We start from the raw sequence: 25,016 nt of genomic DNA on the forward strand, positions 1-25,016 counted from the left end.
TGGGATTTGAACCCACGGATCCCGGAGGATCAATGCCTTAGCAGGGCATCCCATTCGGCCGCTCTGGCACCTCTCCTTACGAGCCCGAAGACTCGAAGCGGCGAGTGTACCGGAGGGCACGGCATCGCGAACCGGGTGGCGGGTACGTTCACCGGCGATGACCATCATCGACCAAGCCCCACCACCGGTTGCCCTCGACGACGACGAACGCGCGCGCCGCCTTCGCCAGATGAAGTTGATCGCCACCTCGCTGTTCCTGTTCGCGGCGGTCGTGTTCGTCGTCGCAAAGATCAAGGAGGACGACGCGGACTGGATCGGATACGTCCGCGCAGTGGCGGAAGCGGCGATGGTCGGCGCACTCGCCGACTGGTTCGCGGTGACGGCGCTGTTCCGCCATCCGTTGGGATTGCCGATCCCGCACACCGCCATCATCCCGAAGCGCAAGGACGACATCGGACGCAGTCTCGGAGGCTTCGTCGAGTCGAACTTCCTGACCGCCGACGTGATCGAGACGCGGCTCCGCGACGCCCACGTCGGCCAGCGGCTCGGCGAATGGCTCGCCGATCCGGGACACGCGGAGCGCACCGGTGACGCGATGGCCGACGTCGTGAGGGGCGGCCTGGAGGTGCTCGACGACGAGGAGATCCAGTCGGGCCTCGAGCACGTCGTGCGGACGCGGATCCAGTCGACACAGGTGTCGCCGATGATCGGCCGCGCGATCGAGTTGACCATGGAGGGCGGTCACCATCAACGACTGCTCGACGCAGCGATCGTCGGACTCGACCATTTCCTGCTGGACAACCGGGCGACCTTCCGGGAGCGGCTCTACCAGGAGTCTCCGTGGTGGGTTCCCGAGGGAATCGACGACCGCGTGTTCGACAAGATCTACGACGTGCTCGGGCGGTTTCTCGCCGACGTGCTCGACTCGCCGCACCACCAGGTCCGCGCGAGCGTGGACGAGCGGGCCACCGACTTCGCACGCCGGCTGCGTGAGGATCCCGAACTTCACCGCAAGGGTGAGGAGTTGAAGCAGGAACTGCTCGACCATCCGGAGGTGCGCCGATGGATCGACTCGTTGTGGACCGAGACGAAGGCGTCGATGCTCGTGGCGATCGACGATCCGGACAGCGAGCTCCGTCGACGCATCGCGTCGAGCACGCAGCGGCTCGGTGAACGACTGGCTGACGAGCCGGAACTCCAACGCAAGGTCGACGACTGGATCGCGTCGGCGCTCGGCCACCTGGTCGCCAACTATCGGAACGAGGTCAGCGACCTCATCGAGTCAACGGTCGCGAAATGGGACGCCGACGCCACCGCCGACAAGCTCGAACTGCAGGTCGGACGCGACCTGCAGTTCATCCGCATCAACGGCACCATCGTCGGTGGGCTGGCCGGCTTCGTCATCCACGCGATCGGACAGCTGCTCTGACGTGCCGCTCGCCCGTGCTTGGTGTTCTCGTCGCGCATCGACTCGATCCCCGCTCGAAAGCGCGACGGGAACGAAGGGCGCGAGAACGACCCGTCCGCTCGTCCCGGCGGAGCGTTAGCGTGGACGACGGAACGGTGGCAGAGCGGACGAATGCACCCGCCTTGAAAGCGGACGAGGTTCACGCCTCCGGGGGTTCGAATCCCCCCCGTTCCGCCAAAGTAAAAGCGCTGTCGGGTTTGGCGATCGCCACCCGGGGTAGCACCACACGATGACGGCATTCATCGTGATCATCATCCTCCTGCTGCTGCTCGGCGTGCTCGGAGCGGTGATCGAGGGACTGTTGTGGTTGCTTCTGGTCGCCGCACTCGTGGGCGCCGGGGTCGTTCTGTACGGGTGGTGGAAGTTCCGCTCGTCGCGGACCACCTGATCCGCAGTGGGGGACACCGGGACATGACGACGACATCGAATCGGACGACGGTCGACGCACTTCTCGATCGGCACGGTCGAACATTCGCTTCGGCGGCGGGAATTCGACTCGCGCGCAACACTCCGGCGCCGCTGTTCCAGACGCTGTACCTGTCGCTGCTGATCAGCGCGCGCATCTCGACCGACATCGCCATCGCGGCCACCCGAGCACTCCGCGACGCGGGCTGGACGACCCCGGCGAAGCTGCTCGATTCCACATGGCGGGAACGCACCGACGTGCTGAACGGGTCGGGATACGCCCGCTATGACGAGAGCACCGCGCGCTACCTCGAGAGAACGACCGACCTCCTCGTCGATCGCTACGACGGTGACCTCCGCAACCTCCGCGACGAGGCCGACCGGAACCCTGACGCCGAGCATCGGCTGCTCACCGACTTCACCGGGATCGGCGATCTCGGCGCGCACGTCTTCCTCCGTGAGGTCCAGATCGTGTGGGACGAGCTCGTTCCCTACGTCGACGACCGAACGCTCGACACCGCTACAGAGCTCTCCCTGCCCGGAACTCCCGACGGCTTGCGTGGAACGGTTCCCGACACCGAGACGTTTGCCCGACTCGTCGCCGCACTCGTGCGTTGTGGGATGGCGGGCGACCAGGACGAGATCCGCGAGGTTGCGGAGTCGTCATGAGCGAACGGCTCGACGAGTATCGGCGCAAGCGTGACTTCGAGCGGACCTCGGAGCCGTCGGACACCACCGATGTCCCACCCCCGGACGGGCCGCCCCGATTCGTCATCCAGCACCACGACGCCTCGAGTGAGCACTACGACTTCCGACTGGAACACGACGGTGTCCTGCTCTCGTGGGCGGTTCCCAAGGGACCGTCGACCGACCCGCGGGACAAGCGACTGGCCGTGCGCACCGAGGACCACCCGCTCGACTACCTCGACTTCGAGGGCACGATCCCTGAAGGCGAGTACGGCGGCGGGGCGGTGATCGTGTGGGACATCGGCACGTGGGGGCATGCGACGACCGACAGCGACGGTGCTCCGAGCAGCGTCGATGCGGCTCTCGACGACGGGCACCTAAGTTTCCGGCTCGACGGCCAGAAGATCCGCGGCGGATACACCCTGCAGTTGTTCCGACCCGACGACGACCAGTGGTTGCTCATCAAGCATGCGGACGACGATGCGGATGCACGCCGCCGTCCCACCTCCACCGAACCGAAATCGGTCCGCAGCGGTCTCGACGTCACCGAGATCGCCGAGGTCATGGCCGACGACCCGGAGGAGCGATGAGCAGCATCGCCGGCAAGTCGATCGAGTTGTCGCATCTCGACAAGGTGTACTTCGACGACTCGGCCGCCTCCGGAGGCGGAAGCGGCCCCGTCACGAAGGGCGACGTCGTCGACTACTACGAGCGGGTCGCGGACCGGATGCTGCCGCACGTCGCCGGACGACCGCTGGTGCTCCAACGATTCCCCGACGGCATCGACGAGTTCGGCTTCTACCAGAAGAACACACCGGACCATGTCCCCGACTGGATCGAACGCGTGGAGATGGCGACCGCCGACGGAGGATCGACGCGCTACGCGGTCGTCGACGACGCCGCAGGGCTCGTCTACCTCGCCAACCAGGGAGCGATCGTGTTCCACACGCTGCTCGCCGACGCGGTCGCACCGTCGCAACCCGTCGAGGTGATCTTCGATCTCGACCCGTCGAGCGACGACATGGGCCCGGTCCGTGCCGCCGCCCGCGAGCTCCAGACGCTGCTCGACGACCTCGGACTCGCACCTCGAGTCAAATCCTCGGGATCGCGCGGGCTGCACATCGTCGTCGACGTGATCGACGAGGGCGACGTCGGCTTCGACCTCACCCGCACGTTCGCCCGCGAGGTGGCCGAGATCGTGAGCGAGCGCGGCCCGTTCACCGTCGAGCACCGCAAGGACAAGCGCGAGGGCCGGCTGTTCCTCGACATCCTGCGCAACGGCCCCGCCAGCCACGCCGCTGCCCCGTACACGCTCCGACCGATCCACGGTGCACCGATCGCCGCGCCGCTGGACTGGGGAGAGGCGCTCGACTCCGGCTTCGACCCGCAGCGGATCACCATCCACAACGTCTTTCGTCGACTGGCGCAGAAGGACGATCCGTGGGATCACCTTCCGGAGCCGACGGTCACGATTCACGAGGCGCTGGACCGTCTCCGCGAATGATCCGCGTGTGATCAGCGCCTGACCAGCCGGAACGACTGGATCGCCGCGAGCGGAAGTGCGGCCATGACGGCCACGAGCGCCCAACCCGACGGCGGTGGTGGCGTCATCCCGAGAACACCGGCGAGTGGCGTGAACACCGCCAGCGCGGTGAGCAGCGCGACCACCGCCATCCCGACCCACAGCCAGGGGTTGTTCGACGCACCGGTGAATCCGGAGCCCGATGCCCGACGGACGTTGAACTGGTGCAACGTCTGGGCGCCCGACATCCCGACGAACGCCACGGCACGAGCTTGATCCAGATCGAGATCCAGCCAGCTCCGCGCGACCTCGAAACCGCCCAGGCCCACTGCGCCGATGAGCAGACCGTGCAGCAGGATCCTGGTGAGGATCGGGCGCGTCACCACCGGTTCGCCCGGCGGTCGTGGGGGACGTTCGAGCACGTCGTCGCCACCGGGTTCGAGGGCGAGCGCGAACGACGGGACGATGTCGATCACGATGTTGTTCCACAACACCATCAGGGCGGTGAGCGGCGCCGGGATGTCGAGCAAAATCGCCACGACGATCACGAACACCTCGGCGACGTGCCACGAGAACAGGAACTGGGCGAACTTGCGGATGTTGTCGAACACCCGCCGACCCTCCGCGATCGCCCCCTCCAAGGTTCCGATGTCGTCGTCGGTCAACACCACGTCGGCCGCCTGCCGGGCCATGTCGGTTCCGCTGCCCATCGCGATGCCGATGTCGGCCTGTGCCAGCGACGGAGCGTCGTTCACACCGTCGCCGGTCATGGCGACGACCTCGCCCACCTCCTGCAGCGCGACCACCAGATCGAGCTTCTGCTCCGGCGTGACGCGTGCGAACACATCGGTGGACTCCGCCGATTCTCCGAGCGTCGACGTACCGGACGACTCGATCTCGGAGCCGGTCAGGGGCGCGTCGGAGTCGATCCCCAGCCGCCGCGCCACAGCGACTGCGGTGTCGGGGCGATCACCGGTGATCATCTTCACGTCCACTCCCGCCCCCGTCACCACATCGACCGCATGGATGGCGGACTCCCGCGGCGGGTCCTGCAATCCGACGAGGCCGAGCAGTTCCAACCGGTCCAAGCTGTCCTCGATCGGAGCGGTCGCACGCGCCACGGCCAAGACGCGCAGGCCGCGACCGGCGAGTTCGTTCGAGGAGGCGTCGAGGTCACCGATGTCGGACGCCGCCTCGAGCAGACGTTCGGGAGCACCTTTCACGTACACGACGTCGTGCGACTGCACCGCCATGAACATGCGCTCCGAGGTGAACGGCAGCTCGTGCTGACGTGGATGCTGCTCGCGCAGACGCTGCCAGTCGATGCCACGCTCGGTCGCGCCGTCGAGCAGCGCGACCTCGGTCGGATCTCCCACCACCGACTCACGATCGGTCGCGTCGGCGTCGTTGCAGATGCACAGCGCGATCCAGAACTGATCGTCAGGGAGCGCCGACGAGTCCGAGGTATCGGCCGGCGCCGCCTGATCGCGTCGGACGACCTCGACGACGCGCATCTTGTTCTCGGTGAGCGTTCCGGTCTTGTCGGTGCACAGCACCGTGGTCGAGCCGAGCGTCTCGACCGCAGCGGGCGTCCGCACGAGCGCGTTGCGCTCCGCCATCCGCCGCATCCCGATCGCGAGGGTGAGCGTCGCGACGGCCGGGAGACCTTCCGGCACCACGGCGATCCCCAGGGCGATCGCAACCTCCGTGGTCTCGCGCAGGTCGTCTCCACGCACGAACCCCAGCAACACCAGACCAACCGTGCCGACCGCGATCACGCCGATCAGTCGGCTCGCCAACCTGTTCAACGCAGACTGGACCGGCGGCTCGTGTTGCTCCGCCGATCGCGTCAGCTCCGCGACGCGTCCGATCTCGGTCCCGTCACCGGTGGCGACGACCACACCGCGTCCGCGTCCGGCGACCACCATCGTCGACGTGAACGCCATGCAGGTTCGCTGCGCCAACGGGGTGTCGACATCGACCTCCGTGGTGTCCTTCATCACCGGTTCGCTCTCGCCCGTGAGCGACGACTCGTCGATGCGGAGGTCCTCGGCTTCGAGCAGGCGCAGGTCGGCCGCGACACGATCGCCCTCGTCGAGGATCACGATGTCGCCGGGAACGAGATCGGTGGCGTCGATCTCCCGCCGCTCACGCTCGCGCAGGACCTCCGCGGTCGGCTCGAGGAGTTCGGACAGTGCCTCCATCGATCGTTGTGCGCGCAGCCGCGTGAGGAAACCGACCACGATGTTCACGGCGAGCGCGACGAGCACCGCTCCTGCTTCCACCCACTCCCCGATCCCCGCACCGGCAACGGCGGCGAGGACCAGGACGAGCGAGACCGAGGTGAAGGTCTCGTGCGCGAGCAGTGCGAGCGGCCCGTCGGCCTGTTCGTCGGTCAGCGTGTTCGCACCGTGACGTTCGCGTCGCCGTCCGGCGTCGTCGCGTCCGAGCCCACTCGCGCCGTCGACCTCGAACCGGTCGAGAGCCGCGTCGATCGACAGGATCGACGGGTCGGGGCCGCGCTCGGCCCGGTCCGAGTTCTCGGCCACGTCGCTGCGCGTCAGCCGGCCAGCTTCGCGGTGATGTCGACGAATCGGCGTCCGTAGCCGCGAGCGATCTGACGCTCGTCGTCGGACAGCTCCGTTTTGGATCCGTCACTCGGCGTGAGGTGGGTCGGGCCGTACGGTCCGCCGCCGGTACGAGTCGAACCGATCTCGTCGAGGGTGTAGCCGAGCGGCACGATCACCATGGCGTGATGCATCGCGAACGTCGACATCGTGAGGATCGTCGACTCGTGGCCGCCGTGAACGGTGGATGCGCCCGTGAAGAAGCCGGCCGGTGTACCGGCGAGTGCACCGCTCTGCCACAGGGGCCCCGTCTGGTCGAGGAATTGCGAGAGCTGCGCGGCGCGGTTCCCGAATCGGGTCGGTGAACCGAAGATCACGCCGTCGAAGTCGGCGAGTTCCTCCACGTCGGCGAGCGGGACGTCGGACTGTGCGTCGGCCGCGGCACGCGCGTTCTCGTCCATCGCGTCGTCGGGCATCAACTCCTCGACGCGGCGGAGACTGGCCTCACCGTTCGCTCCGGTGATGCCTTCCGCGATCTCGCGCGCCAGCGCATGAGTCGACCCGTAGGTGGAGTAGTAGATGATGCCGATGTTCATGGAGAGTCCTTTCGGTTGGTCGTAGCGGGAGGGTTGCCAGAGTCAGGTCTTGGTCGGGTCGTGGCCCCAGTTCATGAGTGAGTAGCGCCATCTGGTCTCGGCGATGTCGCCGTCGGGTCGCTGTGCGAGGTGGCGATGCACGTAGCCGACGACCTTCTGCATGTGGTCGTGGTCGTCGTCGGTCAATTCGTCGACGTTCGTGCGCTTGATCTCGACGATGCGTCGGCCGGACGCGTGACCCGTGCTCTCGGACTCGTCGCTGTCACCGACGGATTTCGACTCGTCGGTGGCCAGCCACTCCTCGAGTTCGGCAGGCTCCATGTTGACGGCGTCGCGAAACGCCGTACGGATCTCGACCTGATCGTCCATACCGGACGCCATACCCATTCACCCCGGCAGCGACACGTCGAGGGCCAGTCACCCCAACGGGCGGGGTCGACGGCGCGCATCGCGTCGACCTCATGCACGTCGGGGAAACTGACGAGATCCCGCCGTTTGCGCTGTACTTCTGGCTGAACCTGCAACCAGAAGTACAACACAAACGGGAGTGTCCCGCTCCGTCCCGCTCTGCCCGACACGGAGAACGAATCCATGTGCCCGCGGCGGGGTACCGCTCAGTCGACAGCATGGAGAACTGCCCCCGAGGAGACCAACGATGAAGGCCGTCACCTGGCACGGACGACGAGACATCCGCGTGGACACCGTGGACGACCCACGGATCGAACACCCCACCGACGCGGTCATCCGGGTCACCACCACCGGATTGTGCGGATCGGACCTCCATCTGTACGAGGTGCTCACGATGTTCATGGAGCCCGGCGACATCCTCGGCCATGAACCGATGGGGATCGTCGAGGCGGTCGGCGCAGACGTGATGAACCTGAGTGTGGGCGATCGGGTGGTCGTACCGTTCAACATCTCGTGCGGACATTGCTTCATGTGCGAACGCGACCTCTACGCGCAGTGCGAGACGACGCAGGTCGTCGAACAGGACAAGGGCGCAGCCCTGTTCGGCTACACCAAACTGTACGGACAGGTACCGGGCGCACAGGCGGAGTACCTCCGTGTTCCTCACGCCGACTTCGGTCCGATCAGGATCGACTCGGACGTCGCCGATGAACGACTCGTCTACCTGTCCGACGTCGTGCCGACCGCATGGCAGGGTGTCGAGTTCGCCGACGTCGCGCCGGGCGACACCCTCGCCGTTCTCGGCCTCGGGCCGATCGGACAGATGGCATCACGCATCGCGCGGCATCGGAACATTCGGGTCATCGCGGTCGATCCGGTGCCTGAGCGCCGAGAGATGGCCGAACGCAACGGCATCGAGACGATCGACACCGACTCTCTCGACAACGTCGTCGGCGAGCTCCGCGATCGAACCGAGGGACGGGGTCCGGCCGGCGTGGTCGACGCGGTCGGAATGGAAGCTCACGGTGCCCCGGCCACCGCGCTTGCTCAGCGTGCGGTCGGACTTCTCCCCGACTCGCTGGCCGATCGGTTGACACGACGCGCCGGAATCGACCGACTCGCCGCGCTGACCACCGCCATCGAGGCCGTCCGACGCGGCGGGACCGTGTCGATCTCCGGCGTGTACGGCGGCGCGCTCGATCCGCTGCCGATGATGACGATGTTCGACAAGGGGATCACCCTCCGAATGGGCCAGGCGCACGTCAAGCGCTGGATCGACGACGCACTCCCGCTCGTGATCGACGACGACGATCCGTTGGGTACCGGAGACCTCGCCACCCACGTCGTCGGTCTCGAGCAGGCGCCGGACATGTACGAAGCGTTCCAACGCAAGGACGACGGTGCCATCAAGGTGCTCTTCCAGCCATGAGAGTGGTCGTGGTCGGCGGAACGGGCAACGTCGGCAGCCGCGTGATCCCGGCGCTCGCACGAGAGCACGCCATCGATGAAATCGTCGGGGTGTCTCGCCGGAAGCCTGACGTGGACATGGAGAAGGTGACCTGGTTCGAGGTCGACCTCGCGACATCGTCACTGGAGTCGACCATCGAGGGCGCAGACGTGGTCATCGATCTTGCCTGGAAGATCCAACCGTCTCGCGACGAATCCGCGCTCCGCCGCACCAACCTGGACGGAACGGCCCGACTCCTCGACGCCGTCAGGCACTGCCGGATCCCGTCATTCGTCTACGCCTCGTCGGTCGGCACCTACGCACCGGACCACGAAGGGCGCGCATCGTCGGACCCCGTGTGCCGCGACGAGAGCTGGTCGACCTCGGGGATCACGACGTCGGTGTACTCACGTCAGAAGGCCCGGGTCGAACGTCTGCTGGACGATGTCGAGCGATCTCACCCGCAGCTGCGGATCGTGCGGCTGCGCACGGCGCTCGTCTTCCAGGAGCACGCAGCGTCGGAGATCTCGCGCTACTTCCTCGGCCCGTTGCTCCCCACCAGGCTGCTCGGCCGTCGCCGCCTCCCTGTCGTTCCGGGTGGCGACCATCTCCGGCTGCAAGCCGTTCACGCTGCCGACGCCGCCGACGCATACGTCGCTGCGGCTCTCTCCGACGTGCACGGGGCGTACAACATCGCGGCCGAGGACATCGTGAGTTCCGCCGACCTCGCGGACGTGTTCGAGGCACGCCGACTCACGGTGCCACCTCGAGTGTTGCGTGTCGGAGCCGCCGTGTCGTACTCGCTGCGGCTCCAACCGACCTCACCCGGCTGGGTCGACCTGGCGCTGCAGGTCCCGATGATGGACACCGCCGCCGCTCGCCGCGACCTCGGATGGTCACCGTCGCACTCGGCGATCGACAGCCTCGGCGAGTTGCTCGACGGGTTCGCGATCGGCGCCGGAACCAACACGCCGCCACTCACGCCCGAACGAACCATGCTCCCGTTCCCACCATGACCCGACGGGCTCACCCTCGAGCGAGATCGGGCATCCCGGCGCTGCTCGACGCGTTTGGCCCCCAGTGACCGGGGGAATGGTGCCGCCATGAACGATTCCGTCGACTCCAGGACCGGCTCTCCGCTCTACGGTTTGACCCTGTCGAGTGAGGAACACCCGCCCGGCAAACTCGTCGAGATCGCGCGTGCGGCCGAGGACGCGGGCTTCGACTTCGTGTCGATCTCCGATCACTTCCATCCGTGGATCGGAGAACAGGGCCACAGCCCGTTCGTGTGGTCGGTGCTCGGGGCGATCTCCGAAGCGACCGATCACATCGAGGTCGGCGTCGGCGTGACCTGCCCGATCATGCGGATCCATCCTGCCGTTCTCGCCCAAGCAGTGGCCACCACTGCATGCTTGCTCGAAGGTCGGTTCACGTGGGGCGTCGGTTCGGGCGAGGCGTTGAACGAACACATCCTCGGTGATCGCTGGCCACCGGCGCCCGTGCGGATCGAGATGCTCGCCGAGTCGATCGACGTGATCCGCAAACTGCTGAGCGGTGACAGCATCACCCACTACGGCAAGCACTTCACCGTCGAGGACGCCCGCATCTTCGACGTTCCCGATCAGATGCCGCCCATCGTGGTGTCGGCGTTCGGGGAACGGGCAGCGGAACTCGCTGCCGAGGTCGGTGACGGTCTGTGGACCACCGGAACGGGCGACCTCATCGACGAGTTCCGTGCGAACGGGGGCTCCGGTCCTGTGTGGTCACAGTTGTCACTGTGCTGGGACCGCGACCGCGACACCGCGGTGGAGCGCGCCCACCGGGTCTGGCCGAACACGACGGTGCCTGGACAGTTGAGCCAGGACCTTCGCACGGTCGGCCACTTCGAACAGGCGGTCGAACCCGTGACGCGCGAGCAGATTGCCGACCAGGTTCTCTGCGGACCCGACCTCGGCCCGCTCGTCGAGAGCGCCCGTACGGCGCTCGACGCCGGTGTGAGTCATCTCTACTTCCATCAGATCGGAGACCCACTCGACGGCTTCATCGACGCATGGTTCGACGAGGTTCGTCCCGAGCTGCCTTGAGTCTCCAGGGCGGTTCGACCCGCTCGGGCGCCCATGGATCGGCCGCCGGGTGCTCATCGATCGCTGCTCGGTTCGTCCTCCCCGACGAACTGCACCATGGCATCAACTTCACCGAGGAAGCGCGCTCGCTGCGCCGGCGAGAGTCCCCGCAGCCGTCCGAGATCGAGTGTCATCGGCGCGTCGCGAGTGACGTCGCGAACGATGTCGATCAATGCTTGGACCACGTCGTCGTCTCCGGCCTCGCCGGACACGATCGTGACGACTCGACCATCTCGGTTCTCGGTTCGCACGCTCAACCCCACTGCGGCGTCTTTACCCACCTGCTGCGGCCCTCATTCTCGAACAGGTCGATTCGAGGTCGGCTCAGCGTTCGGGGGGTCGATGGTCACCGCCGAGCGCATCGGGATCCATCGTGGTTGCATCGGGTCCCGCCGGGCGGTCGGCGCCGTCGTAGAAACGCTCCGACCGAGTGTCGGTGACGTGTTCTTCGTGTTGCGAGGTCGTCTCGGGGTGTTGTCGATTCGCAAAGAACCAGCCGATGGCGGCGGTGGCCGCAAGCACTCCGAACACGATCGCGACGGTGGTCATGGGCAGACGTGTACCCGAGCAGCGGTTCGACCAATCCCGTTCGCAACGTGGAGTGCGACCCCACTCGAATCGAACCCGGCTGTTCGGGGACCTTCCTCCATCGCTGAGACGACTCTCGAAGGACCGGGATGACCGGTCGAACACCCCACTACACGGCTCTCTTTCCCATCGTCGTCATCATCGCGGTGCTGCCGATCGCCATGGCGTGACGCCGACGGTGCGAGAATCTCACGTGGCGTCGACATGCTGCTGGCGGTCCCAGAAACGAACGGATCGACAGCCCTCGATGAAGCCGGTCGCAGCGCTCCCGGTATTCAGCTCGTGGTACCCGTCGTCGAAGTCGGAAACGCCGGCCGCCTCGAACAGTGCGGTCGCCTCCGGCGTGTACGCCACGAATTTGCAGTGCGCGTGGGCGTCGGACACGAAATCCTTGGCCGTCGCATCGCCGGCGAGTCGCTCGGCCTGGTCGGCGGTGACAACAACGGCGACTGCGTCGAAGAGGACCGACGGACCGCCGTCGATCTTCTCCGCGATCTCGAGGACGTTTCCTGCGCTGTCTTCGACGCCGTGCTTCTTCGGAGCGACGAACGCGAGCGTCACTCCTTCCGTGGTCGCCGCGTCACCGAGGGCTTCCAGTACATCGGCGTCGGAACCCGGAGCGACCAGCACACCGATGCGGCGCCCGGCGAAGGACGTCAGTGGCGCGGCGAGGATCGACAGCGCGGGCGATGGTTCGAGGTCGGTCCGCGTCGGCCTGGCCGCATCGGATGCCTCGGGGAGGTCGAGACCCAGACCGTCGGCCACTTCACGCGCGAGCTCTTCGGAAACGTTGCGGAGGCCACCGATCATTCGTGTCTGGATGGCCATCGTGTCGACCTTCGAGAGCTCGAACACGAACGCATCGGCGAGGTGGGTCTGTTCCACCTCGGTCTGGCTGTCGAAGAACTGTCGAGCCTGGCTGTAGTGGTCGGCGAACGACTCCGGGCGGACACGACGTTTGTCGCCGGATTCGGCTGCGGGGAACGATCGGTATCCAGCCACGGGGTCCTCGCGCGGGCCGCCGTCGTCGCCCCAGGAGTTGGGTTCGTAGTTCGCTCGACCGAATTCGGGCACCTGCGTGGCCATGTGACCGTCCTGCTGGAAGTGCACGACGGGACACCGAGGAGCGTTGACGGGGATGTGCGTGAAGTTGGGAGATCCGAGCCGCTTCAACTGCGTGTCGAGATACGAGAAGTTTCTTCCCTGCAGTAGCGGATCGTTGGTGAAATCGATTCCGGGGACGACGTTCGCCGTGCAGAAGGCCACCTGCTCGGTTTCGGCGAAGAAGTTGTCCACGTTCTGGTTGAGCGTCATCGTTCCGACGATCCTCACCGGCACGTGTTCCTCGGGGATCAGTTTCGTCGAGTCGAGAACGTCGAAATCGAAGGAATCGGCGAAGTCGTCGTCGAAGAGTTGCACTCCCAGTTCCCACTGCGGATGGTCACCCGATTCGATCGCGTTCCAGAGGTCGCGTCGGTGGAAGTCGGGGTCGGCACCGTTGATCTTGACCGCCTCGTTCCACATCACCGACTGGAGTCCGGCAACCGGCTTCCAGTGGAACTTCACGTACGTCGACTCGTCGCGTTCGTTGACGAAACGGAACGTGTGCACCCCGAACCCCTCCATGAAACGGAACGACCGCGGGATGGCACGATCCGACATGATCCACATCAGCATGTGCGTGGATTCGGGCATCAACGACACGAAGTCCCAGAAGTTGTCGTGTGCCGTCTGCGCCTGGGGGAAACCGGTGTGCGGTTCGGGTTTCGCGGCATGGACCAGATCCGGGAACTTCATCGCATCCTGGATGAAGAACACCGGGATGTTGTTGGCGACCAAGTCCCAGTTGCCCTCATCGGTGTAGAACTTCGTCGCGAAGCCGCGCACGTCGCGGGCGAGGTCGAACGACCCTTTGTTCCCAGCGACCGTGGAGAACCGTACGAAGACCTCGGTGGTCTTGCCGGCCTCGCCGAACACGCCAGCTCTCGTCACGTCGAACATCGAGTCCGAGCATTCGAAAACGCCTTTCGCGCCGTACCCACGGGCGTGGACGACTCGTTCGGGAATCCGCTCGTGATCGAAGTGGAAGATCTTCTCGCGCATCACGAAGTCTTCGAGCAGCTGCGGTCCCCGCTCGCCGTCCGTCAACGTGTTCTGGTCGTCGGCGACGATGACACCCTGCTGAGTCGTGAGCGCAGCGCCGGTACCGGCGTCGGCGACTGTCTGATGGGTCTCGCTCGGCTGTGTTGAATCGGTGGTCATCAAAGCTCCTCGTCGGGTAGAGATCCGCACCGGTACCCGGATCTCGGGTTGTCATTCGTCGGTCCGGCAAGTCCCTCAGAATCTCTGTGGTCGGACCGGGCTACTGCCCTGGGCGCCGGGAGGCAGATCGGCCCGGTCGAGCGGTCGCCCCCCGATGTCGCACAGTGACGAGGTATGAGCCCGACGATTGTTGGGTATTTGCCTTGGCATGGCCGCCTCCGTCGAGCCCTGCCGTCGTCCGCGCCGGCCACTCAACGTCGTGGCCATCCGGGTCACGCCTGGCGGCGACGATGTGCCTGTCTCCTGAGGCCGACCTGATCGGCGGAGTGGTGATCAGCGCGATCGGGATCGACGTGCTGTTCCACGTCAGCGACCGGCGCGAGGTGCTCGGTCTCGCGACATTGCCGTTGCTGTTCGGCGCCCACCAACTCGTCGAGACCTTCGTGTGGTGGGGCCTGCAAGGTCACGTTCCCGGCGCGATCGGAGACGTGGCCATGTGGGCGTATCTACTCTTCGCATTCGTCGTGCTCCCCGTGTACGTTCCGCTCGCCGTCCGCGCGATCGAGCCGCCCGGCCCCCGACGACGCGTGATCGACGGCTTGACCGCTCTCGGAGCGGTCGTCTCGACCGTGCTGCTCGTGGCGATGTTGCGCGGACCGGTCGCCGCCGAGCTCCGTCCCTACCACCTGAGCTACAGCACCGCCCTCCCGGCCGGCGGGATCATCGTGGGCGCGTACGTCACCGCGACGTGTGGCTCGTTCCTCTTCTCCGGAAACAGATACCTGGTCATGTTCGGAGTCGTGAACATCGTGGCGGTGGCGTCGGTGGCGGCGCTGGTCGTCAGCGGATTCGCGTCGCTCTGGTGTGCCTGGGCCGCCGTCATGAGCGCCGCCTTCGCCCTCTACCTCCGACGGAGCGAACGCGGCCTCTCCGTCTCGAAGACCGCGACAGTCAGCAGCTGACATCCTTCCCACCCCGCGGGTGTTCCCGGCCGCGCCTCAGCCGGTCAGGAGGCGCGTTCGATCGCAGCGACGAGTTCGTCCTTCGTCATCGTCGACCGTCCCGGGATGTCGTGCGCCTGGGCACGTTCGTACAGTTCGTTGCGGGTGAGGTCGGCCAAAGGATCACCGGCCCCCGCCCTCGACGAACCCGTCCGCTCGCCACGAACACGTTCGACACTCGCCTCGAGCGCAGCCATCAGGTCGATCACGTCCGCAGAATCAGCGTCGCGGTCGTCGTCGACCACCATCTCGTCGCCCTCCGCCTTTCGTTCGATCAGCTCGACCACCTGCTGTCGATAGGTGTCGTCGTATGCCTCGGGATCCCAGTCGCTGGTCAGCGAATCGACCAACTGCGCGGCAGTGGCCAGTTCCCGGTCGTCGGGTTCGAGATCGTCGTCGAGCAGCTTGATCTCGTCGATCCCCTGCGGATCCCGGATCTCATCGGAGAAGAACATCGTCTGCAGCAACAGGATCCCCGATGCGGACCGAATCGCCGCGAGGTACTGCTTGGTGCGCATCACGAAGCGGGCGATCGCCACTCGATTCGCATCCTGCATCGCCGCTCGCAACAGTTCGTACGATTTCGCTGCGCCCTCGTCAGCGGGAGCGATGTAGTACGACTTCTGGAAGAAGATCGGATCGACATCGTCGAGCGCCACGAAGTCCTCGATCTCGATGCGCTCCTTCTGCCCGGGGTCGACGGCGTCCAACTCGTCGGGCTCGACGATGACGTGGCGGCCGTCGCCGAGGTCGTATCCCTTCACGATGTCGTCGTAGGCGACTTCCTCCCCGCTGTCCGCGGCGACGCGCTTGCGTTCGATCCGCTCGCCGGTGCCCGCCTCGAGTTGATGGAAGTGAACCGTCTTCGACTCGGTCGCCGTGAACAACTTGACCGGGATGCTCACCAGCCCGAAGCTGATCGCACCCGACCAGATCGGCCGCGGCATCGCTCAGTGCTCCCCGCCTCGAGGCACCGGACCGGACTCGCTCATGGCGCAATCGTAGAACCTGCCGCGGTTGCGTCCTCATCGGCCTCAGGCCACTGCGCCCGGCTGATCTACAGTCGCTGTTCCGTATGGATGCCGCGCCGAATGTCTTGTTCATCATCACCGATCAGCAACGCGCTGATCACCTCGGCTACGCCGGCAACCCGATCGTTCGGACGCCGAACCTCGACGCGCTCGCCGGGCGGAGCACCAACTTCACGAATGCCTACGTGAACAACCCGATCTGCATGCCGAACCGGTCCACGATCCTCACCGGTCGGATGCCGAGCATCCACGGCGCGATCTTCAACGACCGGTCGCTCGAGTGGGGAGCGAACACGTTCGTCCGCACGCTCCGGTCTGCCGGGTATCGCACCGGCCTGATCGGCAAGTCACACCTGCAACTCGGAATGGGCATCGAGAACATTCCGCCGGTCACGCGGGAGACAGCTGTCCGTGACGGGTTCGAACCCGGCGACTACGCCCACGAGGATCACCGCCGATACGTCGCCGGCCCGGTCGACGACCCCGACGACTTCTACGGCTTCGACACGGTCGCCTTCAGCCTCGACCACGGAGCACGCGTGTCGGGCCACCACTTGCAATGGGCTCTGGATCGTGGCGGAGACCTGGAGAACCTGTACGTCCCGTACTCACCCGAGGCGCCGGCGTTGCAGCGATCGGAACACTGGTGGCAGATCTACGAGCCGCCGTATCCGTCGGAGCTGCACTCGACCGAGTTCGTCACGCAACGCACGATCGAGTTCATCGAGTCCGCCCACGCCGACGGTGGGCCGTGGATGGCCTACGCCTCCTTCCCGGATCCGCACCATCCGATCACGCCGCCCGGCGAGTGGTTCGGCCGACACGACCCGGCCGACATGCCCGAGCCCCGCGCGTTCGACGACCCCCTCGACGGCGCACCGCCGCACATCCGTGCCACACGCGCCCGGCTGGAGTCCCTGATGTGGCCGCTTCCCTTCGGCGCATCGAGCCCGACCCTGGCTCAGGAATGCATGGCCGGCACCTACGGCATGATCGAGTTCATCGACGATGGGATCGGGCGGATCCTCGACGCGGTCGATCGCCTCGGCGCCACGGGCGACACGATCGTCGTGTTCACCACCGACCATGGTGACATGATGGGTGAGCACGGCCTGATGGTGAAGGGCAACCTCCACTATCAGGGGACCGTTCGTGCGCCGCTGCTGATCGCCCGGCCCGGCTCCGAGGGTGCGACCAGCGAGTCGCTCGCGGCGTCGATCGACATCTCCGAGACGATCCTGGAGCTCTGCGGACTCGACCAGTTCATCGGGATGCAGGGCCATTCGCTCGTGCCGATCCTCGACGATCCCGCTGTATCGGTGCGTGACGCCGTGCTGATCGAGGACGACATGCCGAGCCCGTTCGATCAGGTTCTCGGGGTTCCCGAGAAGATGCGCACGCTCGTCACCGCCGATGGTCGCTACACCCGCGACTCGAACGGATTCGAGGAGCTCTACGTGTTCGGTGACGACCCCGACGAAGTCGAGAATCGAGCGCCACACGACGAACCGCGCCGCTCGGAAATGCTCGGTCGACTGGTCGACCAGATGATGTCGGTCGGCGAGACCGGCCGCGGGATTCCCGCACCGCAGGCGCCAGGCTGACCCTCCGCCGAACCGGCCGAGAGTTGGGGGCAGGCGCCGGACGGGCGAGCATGGACTTCGTGGACAACTCGTTGCGCGCCGTGTCGGAGGTCTTGGCGACGACTCCGCACGTCATGTTCTGCGTGAAGGACCTCGACGGCGTCTACCTCGCGTCGAACCGAACCTTCGCGGAGCGCGCCGGCGGCACGTCGCCCGGCGACGTGATCGGACGTACCGCCCACGCTCTGTTCCCGAGGGAGCTCGCCGACAGCTACGCAGCGCAGGACGCCGAGATCCTCCGGACCGGCAAGCAGTTGTCCAACGAGTTGGAGTTCATCACCCGTCCGGACGCGTCGATCGGTTGGTACCTCACCTCGAAGTCGCGCGTCTGCGACGACGATGGAGCGCCGACCGGGATCGTGAGCATCTCGGTGGATCTGCGAACCCCCGCCGATGCGGCGGCTCCACACGCGGCATTGGCGCGCGCCGTCGAGTTCGCACGCGAGAACATCGGGCGCACGACGACCGTCGCGGAAATGGCCGATGTCGCCGACATGTCGACACGTCAGCTCGAGCGGTCGATGAGCCGCGTGCTCGGCCTCAGCCCGAAACAGCTCGTACTCCGGCTCCGACTCGAAGCGGCGTTGCACCAGCTCGAAGCGTCCGACGATTCGATCATCGACATCGCCCTCCGGTGTGGCTACTACGACCAGAGCGATTTCACGCGCCACTTCACGCGCGTCGTCGGCATGTCACCCGGAGCGTTCCGACGCTCGCCTGACCCATTCGGTGCCTGACACCCGATGGCACAGCTTCCCTTGACCGGTCAGGAAGGTTGGCGGCGCGTGGCTCGGGCTGCGGCGAGATGCATCGGTCGGTTCTCACCGTCGAGGCCGAAGGTGTCGACGGCTTCCTGAACGACCGACTCGTCAGCCGCTTCGACGGCGACCGACCGAATCGTCCGGTCGGGAAACGTGACATCGACGACCTCGATCTGAGCATCACCGAAATCGTACTTGCGGCGCTGCTTGATCGCCGGAACGTCGCAGGCACCGGACTTCTCGAGAATCTGTCGGAGTTGCGCTTCCGTCACCGTGGTGTCGTCGATGCTCGGTGAGGGGAGCCCGAGCTCATCACACAGTCGTTCGACCGCGTGGGCCTCGACCGGAAGTTCGGCCGACCACGCAGGGCTCCACCGTTCGAGCGCATCGACTCGCTCCACGAGATGTTTCACCTCGATCATCGACTCGCGCAGCTTGGCATTCACCTCTGCATTGGGACCGACGAGGTAGACATCGTGCTTCTCGCCGGGCGGGCCGCCGGATGGAAGCCGTTCGATTCGCTCCACAACAGCCGCCGGAGGATCCCACACACGGAACTCGACACGCGCCGCGTCCTCACCAGAAACGGGTGAAAACCCGTGAGTTCGCAGTCGAGTCGCGTCCGTCGCCATGTGGCGGGCATACCCAGCCCGTACGGAAACCATTCCCACCCGGTATCGGTCGGCGACCCGATCGGTGCCGACGACGCGGATGTCGGAATGAATCGTCGCCGTCCTGGGTAGTGCGGACTCCATGTCTGACGATGCCACGGACCGCCGCTCGCGGATCGCTGTCGAAGTGAATGGTCGTACGCGCCACGCGGACGTCGACGCCGGCGCGACCCTGCTCCACACCATCCGCGACGAGTTCGATCTCACCGGTGCCAAACCCGTCTGCGAGGTCGGAACCTGCGGAGCATGCACGGTGCTCCTCGACGACGTCGCCGTCTATTCGTGCCTCGTGCTCGGGGCCGAATGTGAGGGACGTCGGGTCGACACCGTCGAAGGATTGGCCGACGGATCCGAGCTCTCACCCCTGCAGACCTCGTTCGCCCAGTGCGACGCCCTCCAATGCGGCTACTGCACCCCGGGGCAGCTGATGAGCCTCGAGGGGCTGCGGCGCAACAATCCGGATCCGAGCGACGACGAGATCGAATCCGCCGTGCAGGGAAACCTGTGCCGCTGCGGCGCCTATCGCCACATTCTCGAGGCGGCCCACCGAGCGTTCGGGGACGAACGATGAGAGCGTCCGACCTCGACGACTGGACGACCGGCACGGCCCTCGACCTCGTGGGATCGTCGGTCGATCGCGTCGACGCCGTCGACAAGGTGACCGGGCGAGCGCGATACACCGCCGACGTCCAGCTTCCCGGTCAACTGACCGGAGTGATCGTCCGCAGTCCGATCCCGCATGGGCGCGTGGTATCGATCGACACGGCTTCCGCTCTCGGTGTCGAAGGCGTCGTCGATGTGTTGACCGCGGACGACATCGACGAGATCTCCTGGTACGAGGACGACGCTCCTCTACTTCCTGGAATCGTGCGATACGTCGGCGACGAGGTCGCCCTCGTCGTCGCCGAAACGAGGAGCGATGCCGAGCGTGGTGTCGGCGCACTGTCGGTCGAGTACGAACCGATGGAGTTCCTCACCCATCCCGACGATGTCGAACGACCGGGCGCCCCCGAGCTCCTCGGCAACGAGTCTGCCGACGAGGTCGAAGAGGACGGTCGCGGCGATGTCGACGAAGCGTTCGACGACGCCCACATCGTCGTGGAGGGAACGTTCCGGACCCCGGTCGCCATTCACAACTCGCTCGAACCTCACGGCGCCGTCGCCGACTGGGTGGGCGACTCGATCACGCTGTACACGTCCACGCAAGGTGTCAACGACGTCCGTGAGCAGATGGGCGAACGACTCGGCCTGAATCACAACCAGGTTCGGGTCGTCTCGGAGTTCGTGGGTGGAGGTTTCGGCGCCAAACAGGTGGCTTGGAAGCCCACGATGCTCGCCGCGCTCGCGTCGAAACGCACCGGACGTCCCGTGTGGGTGATGAACGACCGGAGCGGAGAGAACGTGGCAGCCGGGAAACGCAACGGAACCGAGCACACCGTGCGGATCGCCGCCGACCCCGACGGTCGATTGCTGGCGATCGACGCCGACGTGCGCGCCGACCGGGGCGCCTACGCGGTGAAGGGCGAAGCGAGCGCGGTCAGCGGGCCGTACCTCCACCTCTACCAGTGCGCCCGCGTCCGCACGCGGGTCCGGAGGGTGCGGACCAACACCGGTCCCGCTGTCGCGTTCCGCGCTCCGGGCTACGTCGAGTCGACGTTCGTCCTCGAATCGCTGATGGACGAGCTCGCGGGCGAGCTGGACATCGACCCCATCGAACTGCGCAGGCGGAACCACTCGAGCAGGAACCAGCAGGAAGATCTCGAGTGGTCGCAGCCCGAGGGACTGCTGCGTTCCTACGAGCGGGTCGCCGAAGTCGCTCGGTGGGACGAAACCGACGACCGCGACGAGACTGACGGCGAAGACGAGCACGATGGCCTCCTCCACGGCCGCGGATTCGCGGCTCACGACTGGCTCGCTGCATCGGCGATGCCACCCGGACACGCCGGCGTCGAGTTCAACTTCGACGGATCCGTGCACGTGTCCACGTCAGCGCAGGACATCGGCACCGGTACCCGCACCGTGCTGGCGCAGGTCGTCGCGGACGAACTCGGCGTCGACATCTCATCGGTCCGTCTCTCGCTCGGCGACACGTCGACCGGCCCACCCGCGCCGACCAGCGCCGGCAGCACGACGGTCCCCACGATGGCTCCCGCCGTGCGCGCCGCTGCGGCGGCAGCGGTCGACGACCTCTTGGACGCGGCGGCCGAACACCACGGGGTCGAGCGCAGTTCACTCAGCTTCGACGGCACCCATGTCAAGTCCAGTGCCGCCGCGTTCGAGGACCAGCCGCTCGGCGATCTCCTGTCCGACCTCTCCCCTCGCGTGGTCCACGGTTGGGGCGGGCGCGAGACGATCGCGGAGGACGTCAGCCCACGCGCACAGGGGTCCGCGGTTGCCGAGGTCTCGGTCGACCCGCTCACCGGTGAGGTCCGGGTGACGTCGATCACCGTTGCTCCCGACTGTGGGCGCATCCTCAACCGGCGGCTCGCCGACAGCCAGGTGATCGGTGGCGTGACCCAGGGCATCGGGTTCGCCCTCACCGAGGAGCAGGTCGTCGACCATCGGCTCGGCGTGGTGGTCAACCCGGACCTGAACGAGTATCTGCTGCCCACGGTGTCCGACACCTGCACGATCCGTCACGCGGCGCTCGACATCCCCGACCTGCGCGCGAACCCGCTGGGAACGAAGGGGATCGGAGAGCTGCCGCTGATCGCCGTGCCCGCTGCGATCGCCAACGCCGTTCGAGATGCGACCGGGATCCGACTCCACGAACTACCGATCACACGACGACGACTGCTCGAGGCAATCGCCTCGAGCGAAGCGCTCGATCACGAGTCAGGAGATCACCGATGACCCTCTCCCCCGTCACCAGTGGATACACGCGATGGGATCAGTCCGACCGCCGGCTCGTCTCGAGCGATGAGACCGAATGGTTTGCCGGCGGCACCGATCTCATCCCGCTCGCCAGGTCCGGCGTGCTCGACCTCGACAGTGTGGTCGACATCAAGTCCAGCCATCTCGAACGAACCGTGCAACGGATCGACGACCGATGGCGGATCGGTGCGCTCGCGACGCTCTCCGACCTCGCCGAGCACGAGGAACTGACCGCGACGGTCCCCGCGATCGCCCAGGCCGTCTCCCAGAGTGCCACCCTGCAGATCCGTCACCGCGCGACCGTGGCGGGCAACCTCCTGCAACGTCCGCGCTGTTCGTACTTCCGGGATCCGTCGATCAGTTGTTGGATGAAGGGCGGGTCCGACTGCCCGGCACGTGATGGCCGCAACGAGCACCACGCACTCATCGACGAGCCGTGCGTCGCCACGCAGCCCTCGGACCTGGCGTCGGTGCTCGTGGCGCTCGACGCCGACGTGAACATCGACGGCCATGACGGCAGCGAACGCACCGTCCCTGTCGCCGAACTCCTTCAGCGGCCGGTCGCCGACCGGCGGAGCTTGCACACTCTCGAATCAGGCGACGTGATCACATCGCTCGAATTCACCGATCCGGGAACCTCACGAAGCACCTACCTCAAGGCGATGAACCGCGCAGTCTGGCAGTTCGCCCTCGTCGGGGTCGCGGCGATCGTCGACATCGATGATCGGCACACGGTGGTCTCGGCGAGCCTCGTCGCATCCGGCGTCGACTCGGTCCCGCGTCGCCTCACCACGAGTTCCGAGACGTTGACCGGCCGAGAACTCACGGCCAGTTCGATCGCGTCGGCGGCCGATGCGGCAGCTGACGGATTGACCGAACTCTCGGAGAACGGCTACAAGACCGCGCTCCTCCGCGGCCTGGTGCAACGTTCACTCGAGCCGATGCGCGGCGGCTGAGCGAGTCAGCTCTGCGCGGCGGCGATGAGCTGCTGGCAGGCCTTCTCGCATTCACGGCACGCCTCGGCGCACTGCTGGCAGCAGAGGTCGTCGTGCTGGCTGCACTCGTCGGCGCACTGTGCGCAGAGCGCCGCGCACGCAAGCACCACCTTCTGCCAAGCGTCGCCGCGTGGCGCGGGTCGCGCGAGCATCTTCGCCGTCACGGTGCACAGGTCGGCGCAATCGGTGCAGGTCCGGATACAGGTGACCATCGCGTTGGCGTCTCGGCCGAGGTCGGAGTCTGCGCACGCAGAGCATGCGAGTGCACATTCCATCGCGGCCTGGGCGGCGCGGTTGAGTTCGGCGAGGTCGAACGTGGTCTTGTCGGGATGGTCGGCGAGGATGTCAGCGAGGCCCATGATGGGATCCTTTCGGTCGTCGTTCGTTCGGGACGGTTGCGTCTGCAGCCGCGGTCGGGACCTACCCGATTCCTCGGCGCACAAACCGTGGGGACGGCCTGAACGCGCTTGGTCGGTCGGGGTTCGCGCAGCCGACCCTGCCCCGGCCGGTGCCTGCGCGCACAACGTCGCCGCCGGTGTCCGATCGAATGAATCCCCCTCAGGGCCGGGTACTCGAGGAGCGAACTTCATTTCCGAGACAACCGAGAGGCAGCCGATGAAGATCGCCATGATCGCACCCCTGTACGAGACCGTTCCGCCGTCGGGGTACGGCGGAACCGAGCGCGTCATCGCCGCGCTGAGCAACGAGCTCGTCGCCCGCGGCCACGACGTCACCCTGTTCGCTGCGGCCGGATCCGAATCGGCGGCGCGGCTCGAGCCGATGGTCCCGGCAGCACTCCGAAGTTCCATGCATCGCACCGCGCTGATCGAGATCGCCCCACACCTGCACCTCCAGATGCTCGCCGAAGTGTTCCGGCGGGCCCACGAATTCGACATCGTGCACTCCCATTGCGATCTGTGGACGTTGCCGTTCGTGCGCACCACGAACACCCCGACGGTCATCACTCTGCACGGACGACTCGACCTCGACACGGTGCAGCGCGTCTACCCGCTGTATCCCGAGACGCCTCTCGTGTCGATCAGCAACTCGCAGCGAGCACCGCTCGATCACTTTCCACTCCGATGGATGAGCACCTGCTACAACGGCCTCGACCTGGACGCGTACTTCGATGCGCCGACACGACGCGGTGACTACCTGGCGTTCGTCGGCCGGCTGACACCGGAGAAGCGCCCCGACTGGGCGATCGAGGTCGCTGAACGAAGCGGGCTTCCACTCCGCGTCGCAGCGAAGATCGACCCCCTCGACGCCGAATACTTCCACGATGTCATCGAGCCGCTCTTCGCGTCTCACCACGTCGACTTCGTCGGCGAGATCGGAGAAGCGGACAAGCCCGAGTTCTACGCCGGGGCGCGAGCGCTGCTCTTCCCGATCGACTGGCCCGAGCCATTCGGACTCGTCATGATCGAGGCACTCGCTGCGGGCACACCGGTGATCGCACTCGACCGTGGATCGGTCCCGGAGGTCGTGATCGATCGGAGATCGGGAGCGATCTGCGCATCGGTCGACGAGATGGTCGAGGCGGTCGGATGGATCGATCAGCTGGGCGCAGACGCCTGTCGCGACCAGGCCGGTCGGTTCACCTCCGAAGCAATGGCGGATCAGTACATCGCGGTGTATCGGCGGGTGATCGATTCGGCGCGACGTCAGCTCGTCGGCAGTGATTCGTCGAGGAGTGACCGGTGATCGGGCTCCGACTCGGATGGCGCCGAGGCGCCGTCGCGGACCGGATGCTCCACGATGAACCCTCCGCACCGCTCGACGGCGGACCCACACGACCGACATCGCCACCGCGCTCCGGTCACCGGCTCGAGTACCCCGGCGCACGTCGGGCAGTGCGCATCGAAAATCGTGGACATCCTCTTCCCCTTCTCCGTCGTTCGATGTCCCTGTACCCCACATCCGCCCGGTCGATCCGCCATCTCGGTCCGACCCGAAACCGACCTCCG

Annotated in this window: 24 protein-coding genes and 1 tRNA gene; 16 read left to right on the forward strand and 9 right to left on the reverse strand. The window is 66.4% G+C overall.

What is annotated here, in order from left to right; genetic code table 11:
* The first annotated feature begins 157 nt into the window (after positions 1-157).
* From ON45_RS14675 to ON45_RS14695, 6 genes are all read left to right on the forward strand, one after another.
* A complete protein-coding gene (locus ON45_RS14675; RefSeq protein ID WP_051063118.1) occupies positions 158-1,429 on the forward strand; it encodes a DUF445 domain-containing protein in 1,272 nt (423 codons plus the stop codon).
* Positions 1,430-1,557: 128 nt separating this feature from the next.
* A tRNA-Ser gene (locus ON45_RS14680) sits at positions 1,558-1,645 on the forward strand.
* Between the two features lie 52 nt (positions 1,646-1,697).
* Positions 1,698-1,856 (forward strand): hypothetical protein, encoded by a 159-nt coding sequence (locus tag ON45_RS23470; RefSeq protein ID WP_162833687.1) that lies wholly within the window; start codon positions 1,698-1,700, stop codon positions 1,854-1,856.
* 23 nt (positions 1,857-1,879) lie between these two features.
* Positions 1,880-2,542: an HhH-GDP family DNA glycosylase gene (locus tag ON45_RS14685; RefSeq protein WP_040494772.1), complete on the forward strand. Its 663-nt coding sequence runs from the start codon at positions 1,880-1,882 to the stop codon at positions 2,540-2,542.
* A complete protein-coding gene (locus ON45_RS14690; protein WP_040494752.1) occupies positions 2,539-3,150 on the forward strand; it encodes a DNA polymerase ligase N-terminal domain-containing protein in 612 nt (203 codons plus the stop codon). The genes ON45_RS14685 and ON45_RS14690 overlap by 4 nt, the downstream gene beginning before the upstream one ends.
* Entirely contained in the window at positions 3,147-4,064 is a 918-nt protein-coding gene (locus ON45_RS14695; protein ID WP_040494753.1) for a DNA polymerase domain-containing protein, read from the forward strand. Before ON45_RS14690 ends, ON45_RS14695 begins: the two co-directional genes overlap by 4 nt.
* Positions 4,065-4,075: 11 nt before the next feature.
* Here ON45_RS14695 and ON45_RS14700 read toward each other — a convergent pair whose 3' ends face one another.
* Genes ON45_RS14700 through ON45_RS14710 form a run of 3 tightly spaced genes read right to left on the reverse strand, consistent with a single transcriptional unit; the run spans position 4,076 to position 7,614 of the window.
* Positions 4,076-6,631 carry a cation-translocating P-type ATPase gene (locus ON45_RS14700; protein WP_051063119.1) on the reverse strand — a complete coding sequence of 852 codons (2,556 nt, stop codon included), beginning with the start codon at positions 6,629-6,631 and terminating at the stop codon, positions 4,076-4,078.
* Between the two features lie 11 nt (positions 6,632-6,642).
* Complete coding sequence (wrbA, locus tag ON45_RS14705) at positions 6,643-7,245, reverse strand: NAD(P)H:quinone oxidoreductase (protein WP_040494754.1); 603 nt, start codon at positions 7,243-7,245, stop codon at positions 6,643-6,645.
* A 42-nt stretch (positions 7,246-7,287) separates the two neighbouring features.
* Positions 7,288-7,614 (reverse strand): DUF3140 domain-containing protein, encoded by a 327-nt coding sequence (locus ON45_RS14710; protein WP_040494774.1) that lies wholly within the window; start codon positions 7,612-7,614, stop codon positions 7,288-7,290.
* 286 nt (positions 7,615-7,900) lie between these two features.
* Between ON45_RS14710 and ON45_RS14715 the strand changes: the two genes are divergently transcribed.
* The 3 genes from ON45_RS14715 (at position 7,901) to ON45_RS14725 (ending at position 11,184) form a co-directional block, all read left to right on the forward strand.
* Positions 7,901-9,082, forward strand: coding sequence for a zinc-dependent alcohol dehydrogenase (locus ON45_RS14715; RefSeq protein ID WP_040494755.1), 1,182 nt, complete (start codon positions 7,901-7,903; stop codon positions 9,080-9,082).
* Positions 9,079-10,116 (forward strand): NAD-dependent epimerase/dehydratase family protein, encoded by a 1,038-nt coding sequence (locus ON45_RS14720; RefSeq protein ID WP_040494756.1) that lies wholly within the window; start codon positions 9,079-9,081, stop codon positions 10,114-10,116. The genes ON45_RS14715 and ON45_RS14720 overlap by 4 nt, the downstream gene beginning before the upstream one ends.
* Positions 10,117-10,203: 87 nt before the next feature.
* On the forward strand, positions 10,204-11,184 hold the full coding sequence (locus ON45_RS14725; protein ID WP_051063120.1) for a TIGR03557 family F420-dependent LLM class oxidoreductase: 981 nt from the start codon (positions 10,204-10,206) through the stop codon (positions 11,182-11,184).
* Between the two features lie 53 nt (positions 11,185-11,237).
* Here ON45_RS14725 and ON45_RS14730 read toward each other — a convergent pair whose 3' ends face one another.
* The 3 genes from ON45_RS14730 to ON45_RS14740 all read right to left on the reverse strand — a co-directional run bounded on the left by ON45_RS14730 (position 11,238) and on the right by ON45_RS14740 (position 14,073).
* Positions 11,238-11,480, reverse strand: a complete 243-nt coding sequence (locus tag ON45_RS14730) for a hypothetical protein (protein ID WP_148288708.1) — start codon at positions 11,478-11,480, stop codon at positions 11,238-11,240.
* A gap of 67 nt (positions 11,481-11,547) precedes the next feature.
* Complete coding sequence (locus ON45_RS14735) at positions 11,548-11,772, reverse strand: hypothetical protein (RefSeq protein ID WP_040494758.1); 225 nt, start codon at positions 11,770-11,772, stop codon at positions 11,548-11,550.
* A 228-nt stretch (positions 11,773-12,000) separates the two neighbouring features.
* Positions 12,001-14,073, reverse strand: a complete 2,073-nt coding sequence (locus ON45_RS14740) for a catalase (protein ID WP_083915020.1) — start codon at positions 14,071-14,073, stop codon at positions 12,001-12,003.
* A gap of 290 nt (positions 14,074-14,363) precedes the next feature.
* Here ON45_RS14740 and ON45_RS14745 point away from each other — a divergent pair, with 290 nt between their 5' ends.
* Positions 14,364-15,035, forward strand: coding sequence for a DUF6629 family protein (locus tag ON45_RS14745; RefSeq protein ID WP_040494760.1), 672 nt, complete (start codon positions 14,364-14,366; stop codon positions 15,033-15,035).
* A 44-nt stretch (positions 15,036-15,079) separates the two neighbouring features.
* Here the strand turns inward: ON45_RS14745 and ku are convergent, their stop codons facing one another.
* Positions 15,080-16,021 (reverse strand): non-homologous end joining protein Ku, encoded by a 942-nt coding sequence (ku, locus tag ON45_RS14750; RefSeq protein WP_040494761.1) that lies wholly within the window; start codon positions 16,019-16,021, stop codon positions 15,080-15,082.
* 128 nt (positions 16,022-16,149) lie between these two features.
* On the opposite strand from ku, the gene ON45_RS14755 reads away from it, so the two are divergent.
* Positions 16,150-17,709 carry a sulfatase family protein gene (locus tag ON45_RS14755; RefSeq protein WP_051063121.1) on the forward strand — a complete coding sequence of 520 codons (1,560 nt, stop codon included), beginning with the start codon at positions 16,150-16,152 and terminating at the stop codon, positions 17,707-17,709.
* A gap of 59 nt (positions 17,710-17,768) precedes the next feature.
* Positions 17,769-18,485, forward strand: a complete 717-nt coding sequence (locus tag ON45_RS14760) for an AraC family transcriptional regulator (protein WP_158412437.1) — start codon at positions 17,769-17,771, stop codon at positions 18,483-18,485.
* A 29-nt stretch (positions 18,486-18,514) separates the two neighbouring features.
* On the opposite strand, the gene ON45_RS14765 is transcribed toward ON45_RS14760, so the two are convergent.
* Complete coding sequence (locus ON45_RS14765; protein ID WP_040494763.1) at positions 18,515-19,036, reverse strand: hypothetical protein; 522 nt, start codon at positions 19,034-19,036, stop codon at positions 18,515-18,517.
* Between the two features lie 226 nt (positions 19,037-19,262).
* Here ON45_RS14765 and ON45_RS14770 point away from each other — a divergent pair, with 226 nt between their 5' ends.
* Genes ON45_RS14770 through ON45_RS14780 form a run of 3 tightly spaced genes read left to right on the forward strand, consistent with a single transcriptional unit; the run spans position 19,263 to position 23,010 of the window.
* Positions 19,263-19,751 carry a (2Fe-2S)-binding protein gene (locus tag ON45_RS14770; protein WP_040494764.1) on the forward strand — a complete coding sequence of 163 codons (489 nt, stop codon included), beginning with the start codon at positions 19,263-19,265 and terminating at the stop codon, positions 19,749-19,751.
* On the forward strand, positions 19,748-22,033 hold the full coding sequence (locus tag ON45_RS14775) for a xanthine dehydrogenase family protein molybdopterin-binding subunit (protein WP_040494765.1): 2,286 nt from the start codon (positions 19,748-19,750) through the stop codon (positions 22,031-22,033). Before ON45_RS14770 ends, ON45_RS14775 begins: the two co-directional genes overlap by 4 nt.
* Positions 22,030-23,010, forward strand: a complete 981-nt coding sequence (locus ON45_RS14780) for an FAD binding domain-containing protein (protein WP_051063123.1) — start codon at positions 22,030-22,032, stop codon at positions 23,008-23,010. The genes ON45_RS14775 and ON45_RS14780 overlap by 4 nt, the downstream gene beginning before the upstream one ends.
* Positions 23,011-23,015: 5 nt before the next feature.
* On the opposite strand, the gene ON45_RS14785 is transcribed toward ON45_RS14780, so the two are convergent.
* A complete protein-coding gene (locus ON45_RS14785; protein WP_040494766.1) occupies positions 23,016-23,408 on the reverse strand; it encodes a four-helix bundle copper-binding protein in 393 nt (130 codons plus the stop codon).
* 256 nt (positions 23,409-23,664) lie between these two features.
* Between ON45_RS14785 and ON45_RS14790 the strand changes: the two genes are divergently transcribed.
* Positions 23,665-24,753, forward strand: a complete 1,089-nt coding sequence (locus ON45_RS14790) for a glycosyltransferase family 4 protein (protein ID WP_040494767.1) — start codon at positions 23,665-23,667, stop codon at positions 24,751-24,753.
* Positions 24,754-25,016 lie beyond the last annotated feature (263 nt).

The sequence above is a fragment of the Ilumatobacter nonamiensis YM16-303 genome (genome assembly GCF_000350145.1).
GTDB lineage: Bacteria > Actinomycetota > Acidimicrobiia > Acidimicrobiales > Ilumatobacteraceae > Ilumatobacter_A > Ilumatobacter_A nonamiensis.

Excerpts from the sequence above, each read along its gene's own strand:
- wrbA (WP_040494754.1), bottom strand. The coding sequence starts at position 7,245 with ATGAACATCGGCATCATCTACTACTCCACCTACGGGTCGACTCATGCG.
- ON45_RS14715 (WP_040494755.1), top strand. The coding sequence starts at position 7,901 with ATGAAGGCCGTCACCTGGCACGGACGACGAGACATCCGCGTGGACACC.
- ku (WP_040494761.1), bottom strand. The coding sequence starts at position 16,021 with ATGCCGCGGCCGATCTGGTCGGGTGCGATCAGCTTCGGGCTGGTGAGC.
- ON45_RS23470 (WP_162833687.1), top strand. The coding sequence starts at position 1,698 with ATGACGGCATTCATCGTGATCATCATCCTCCTGCTGCTGCTCGGCGTG.
- ON45_RS14780 (WP_051063123.1), top strand. The coding sequence starts at position 22,030 with ATGACCCTCTCCCCCGTCACCAGTGGATACACGCGATGGGATCAGTCC.
- ON45_RS14790 (WP_040494767.1), top strand. The coding sequence starts at position 23,665 with ATGAAGATCGCCATGATCGCACCCCTGTACGAGACCGTTCCGCCGTCG.
- ON45_RS14725 (WP_051063120.1), top strand. The coding sequence starts at position 10,204 with ATGAACGATTCCGTCGACTCCAGGACCGGCTCTCCGCTCTACGGTTTG.
- ON45_RS14695 (WP_040494753.1), top strand. The coding sequence starts at position 3,147 with ATGAGCAGCATCGCCGGCAAGTCGATCGAGTTGTCGCATCTCGACAAG.
- ON45_RS14775 (WP_040494765.1), top strand. The coding sequence starts at position 19,748 with ATGAGAGCGTCCGACCTCGACGACTGGACGACCGGCACGGCCCTCGAC.
- ON45_RS14720 (WP_040494756.1), top strand. The coding sequence starts at position 9,079 with ATGAGAGTGGTCGTGGTCGGCGGAACGGGCAACGTCGGCAGCCGCGTG.
- ON45_RS14690 (WP_040494752.1), top strand. The coding sequence starts at position 2,539 with ATGAGCGAACGGCTCGACGAGTATCGGCGCAAGCGTGACTTCGAGCGG.
- ON45_RS14735 (WP_040494758.1), bottom strand. The coding sequence starts at position 11,772 with ATGACCACCGTCGCGATCGTGTTCGGAGTGCTTGCGGCCACCGCCGCC.
- ON45_RS14755 (WP_051063121.1), top strand. The coding sequence starts at position 16,150 with ATGGATGCCGCGCCGAATGTCTTGTTCATCATCACCGATCAGCAACGC.
- ON45_RS14770 (WP_040494764.1), top strand. The coding sequence starts at position 19,263 with ATGTCTGACGATGCCACGGACCGCCGCTCGCGGATCGCTGTCGAAGTG.
- ON45_RS14685 (WP_040494772.1), top strand. The coding sequence starts at position 1,880 with ATGACGACGACATCGAATCGGACGACGGTCGACGCACTTCTCGATCGG.
- ON45_RS14740 (WP_083915020.1), bottom strand. The coding sequence starts at position 14,073 with ATGACCACCGATTCAACACAGCCGAGCGAGACCCATCAGACAGTCGCC.
- ON45_RS14675 (WP_051063118.1), top strand. The coding sequence starts at position 158 with ATGACCATCATCGACCAAGCCCCACCACCGGTTGCCCTCGACGACGAC.
- ON45_RS14710 (WP_040494774.1), bottom strand. The coding sequence starts at position 7,614 with ATGGACGATCAGGTCGAGATCCGTACGGCGTTTCGCGACGCCGTCAAC.
- ON45_RS14785 (WP_040494766.1), bottom strand. The coding sequence starts at position 23,408 with ATGGGCCTCGCTGACATCCTCGCCGACCATCCCGACAAGACCACGTTC.
- ON45_RS14745 (WP_040494760.1), top strand. The coding sequence starts at position 14,364 with ATGTGCCTGTCTCCTGAGGCCGACCTGATCGGCGGAGTGGTGATCAGC.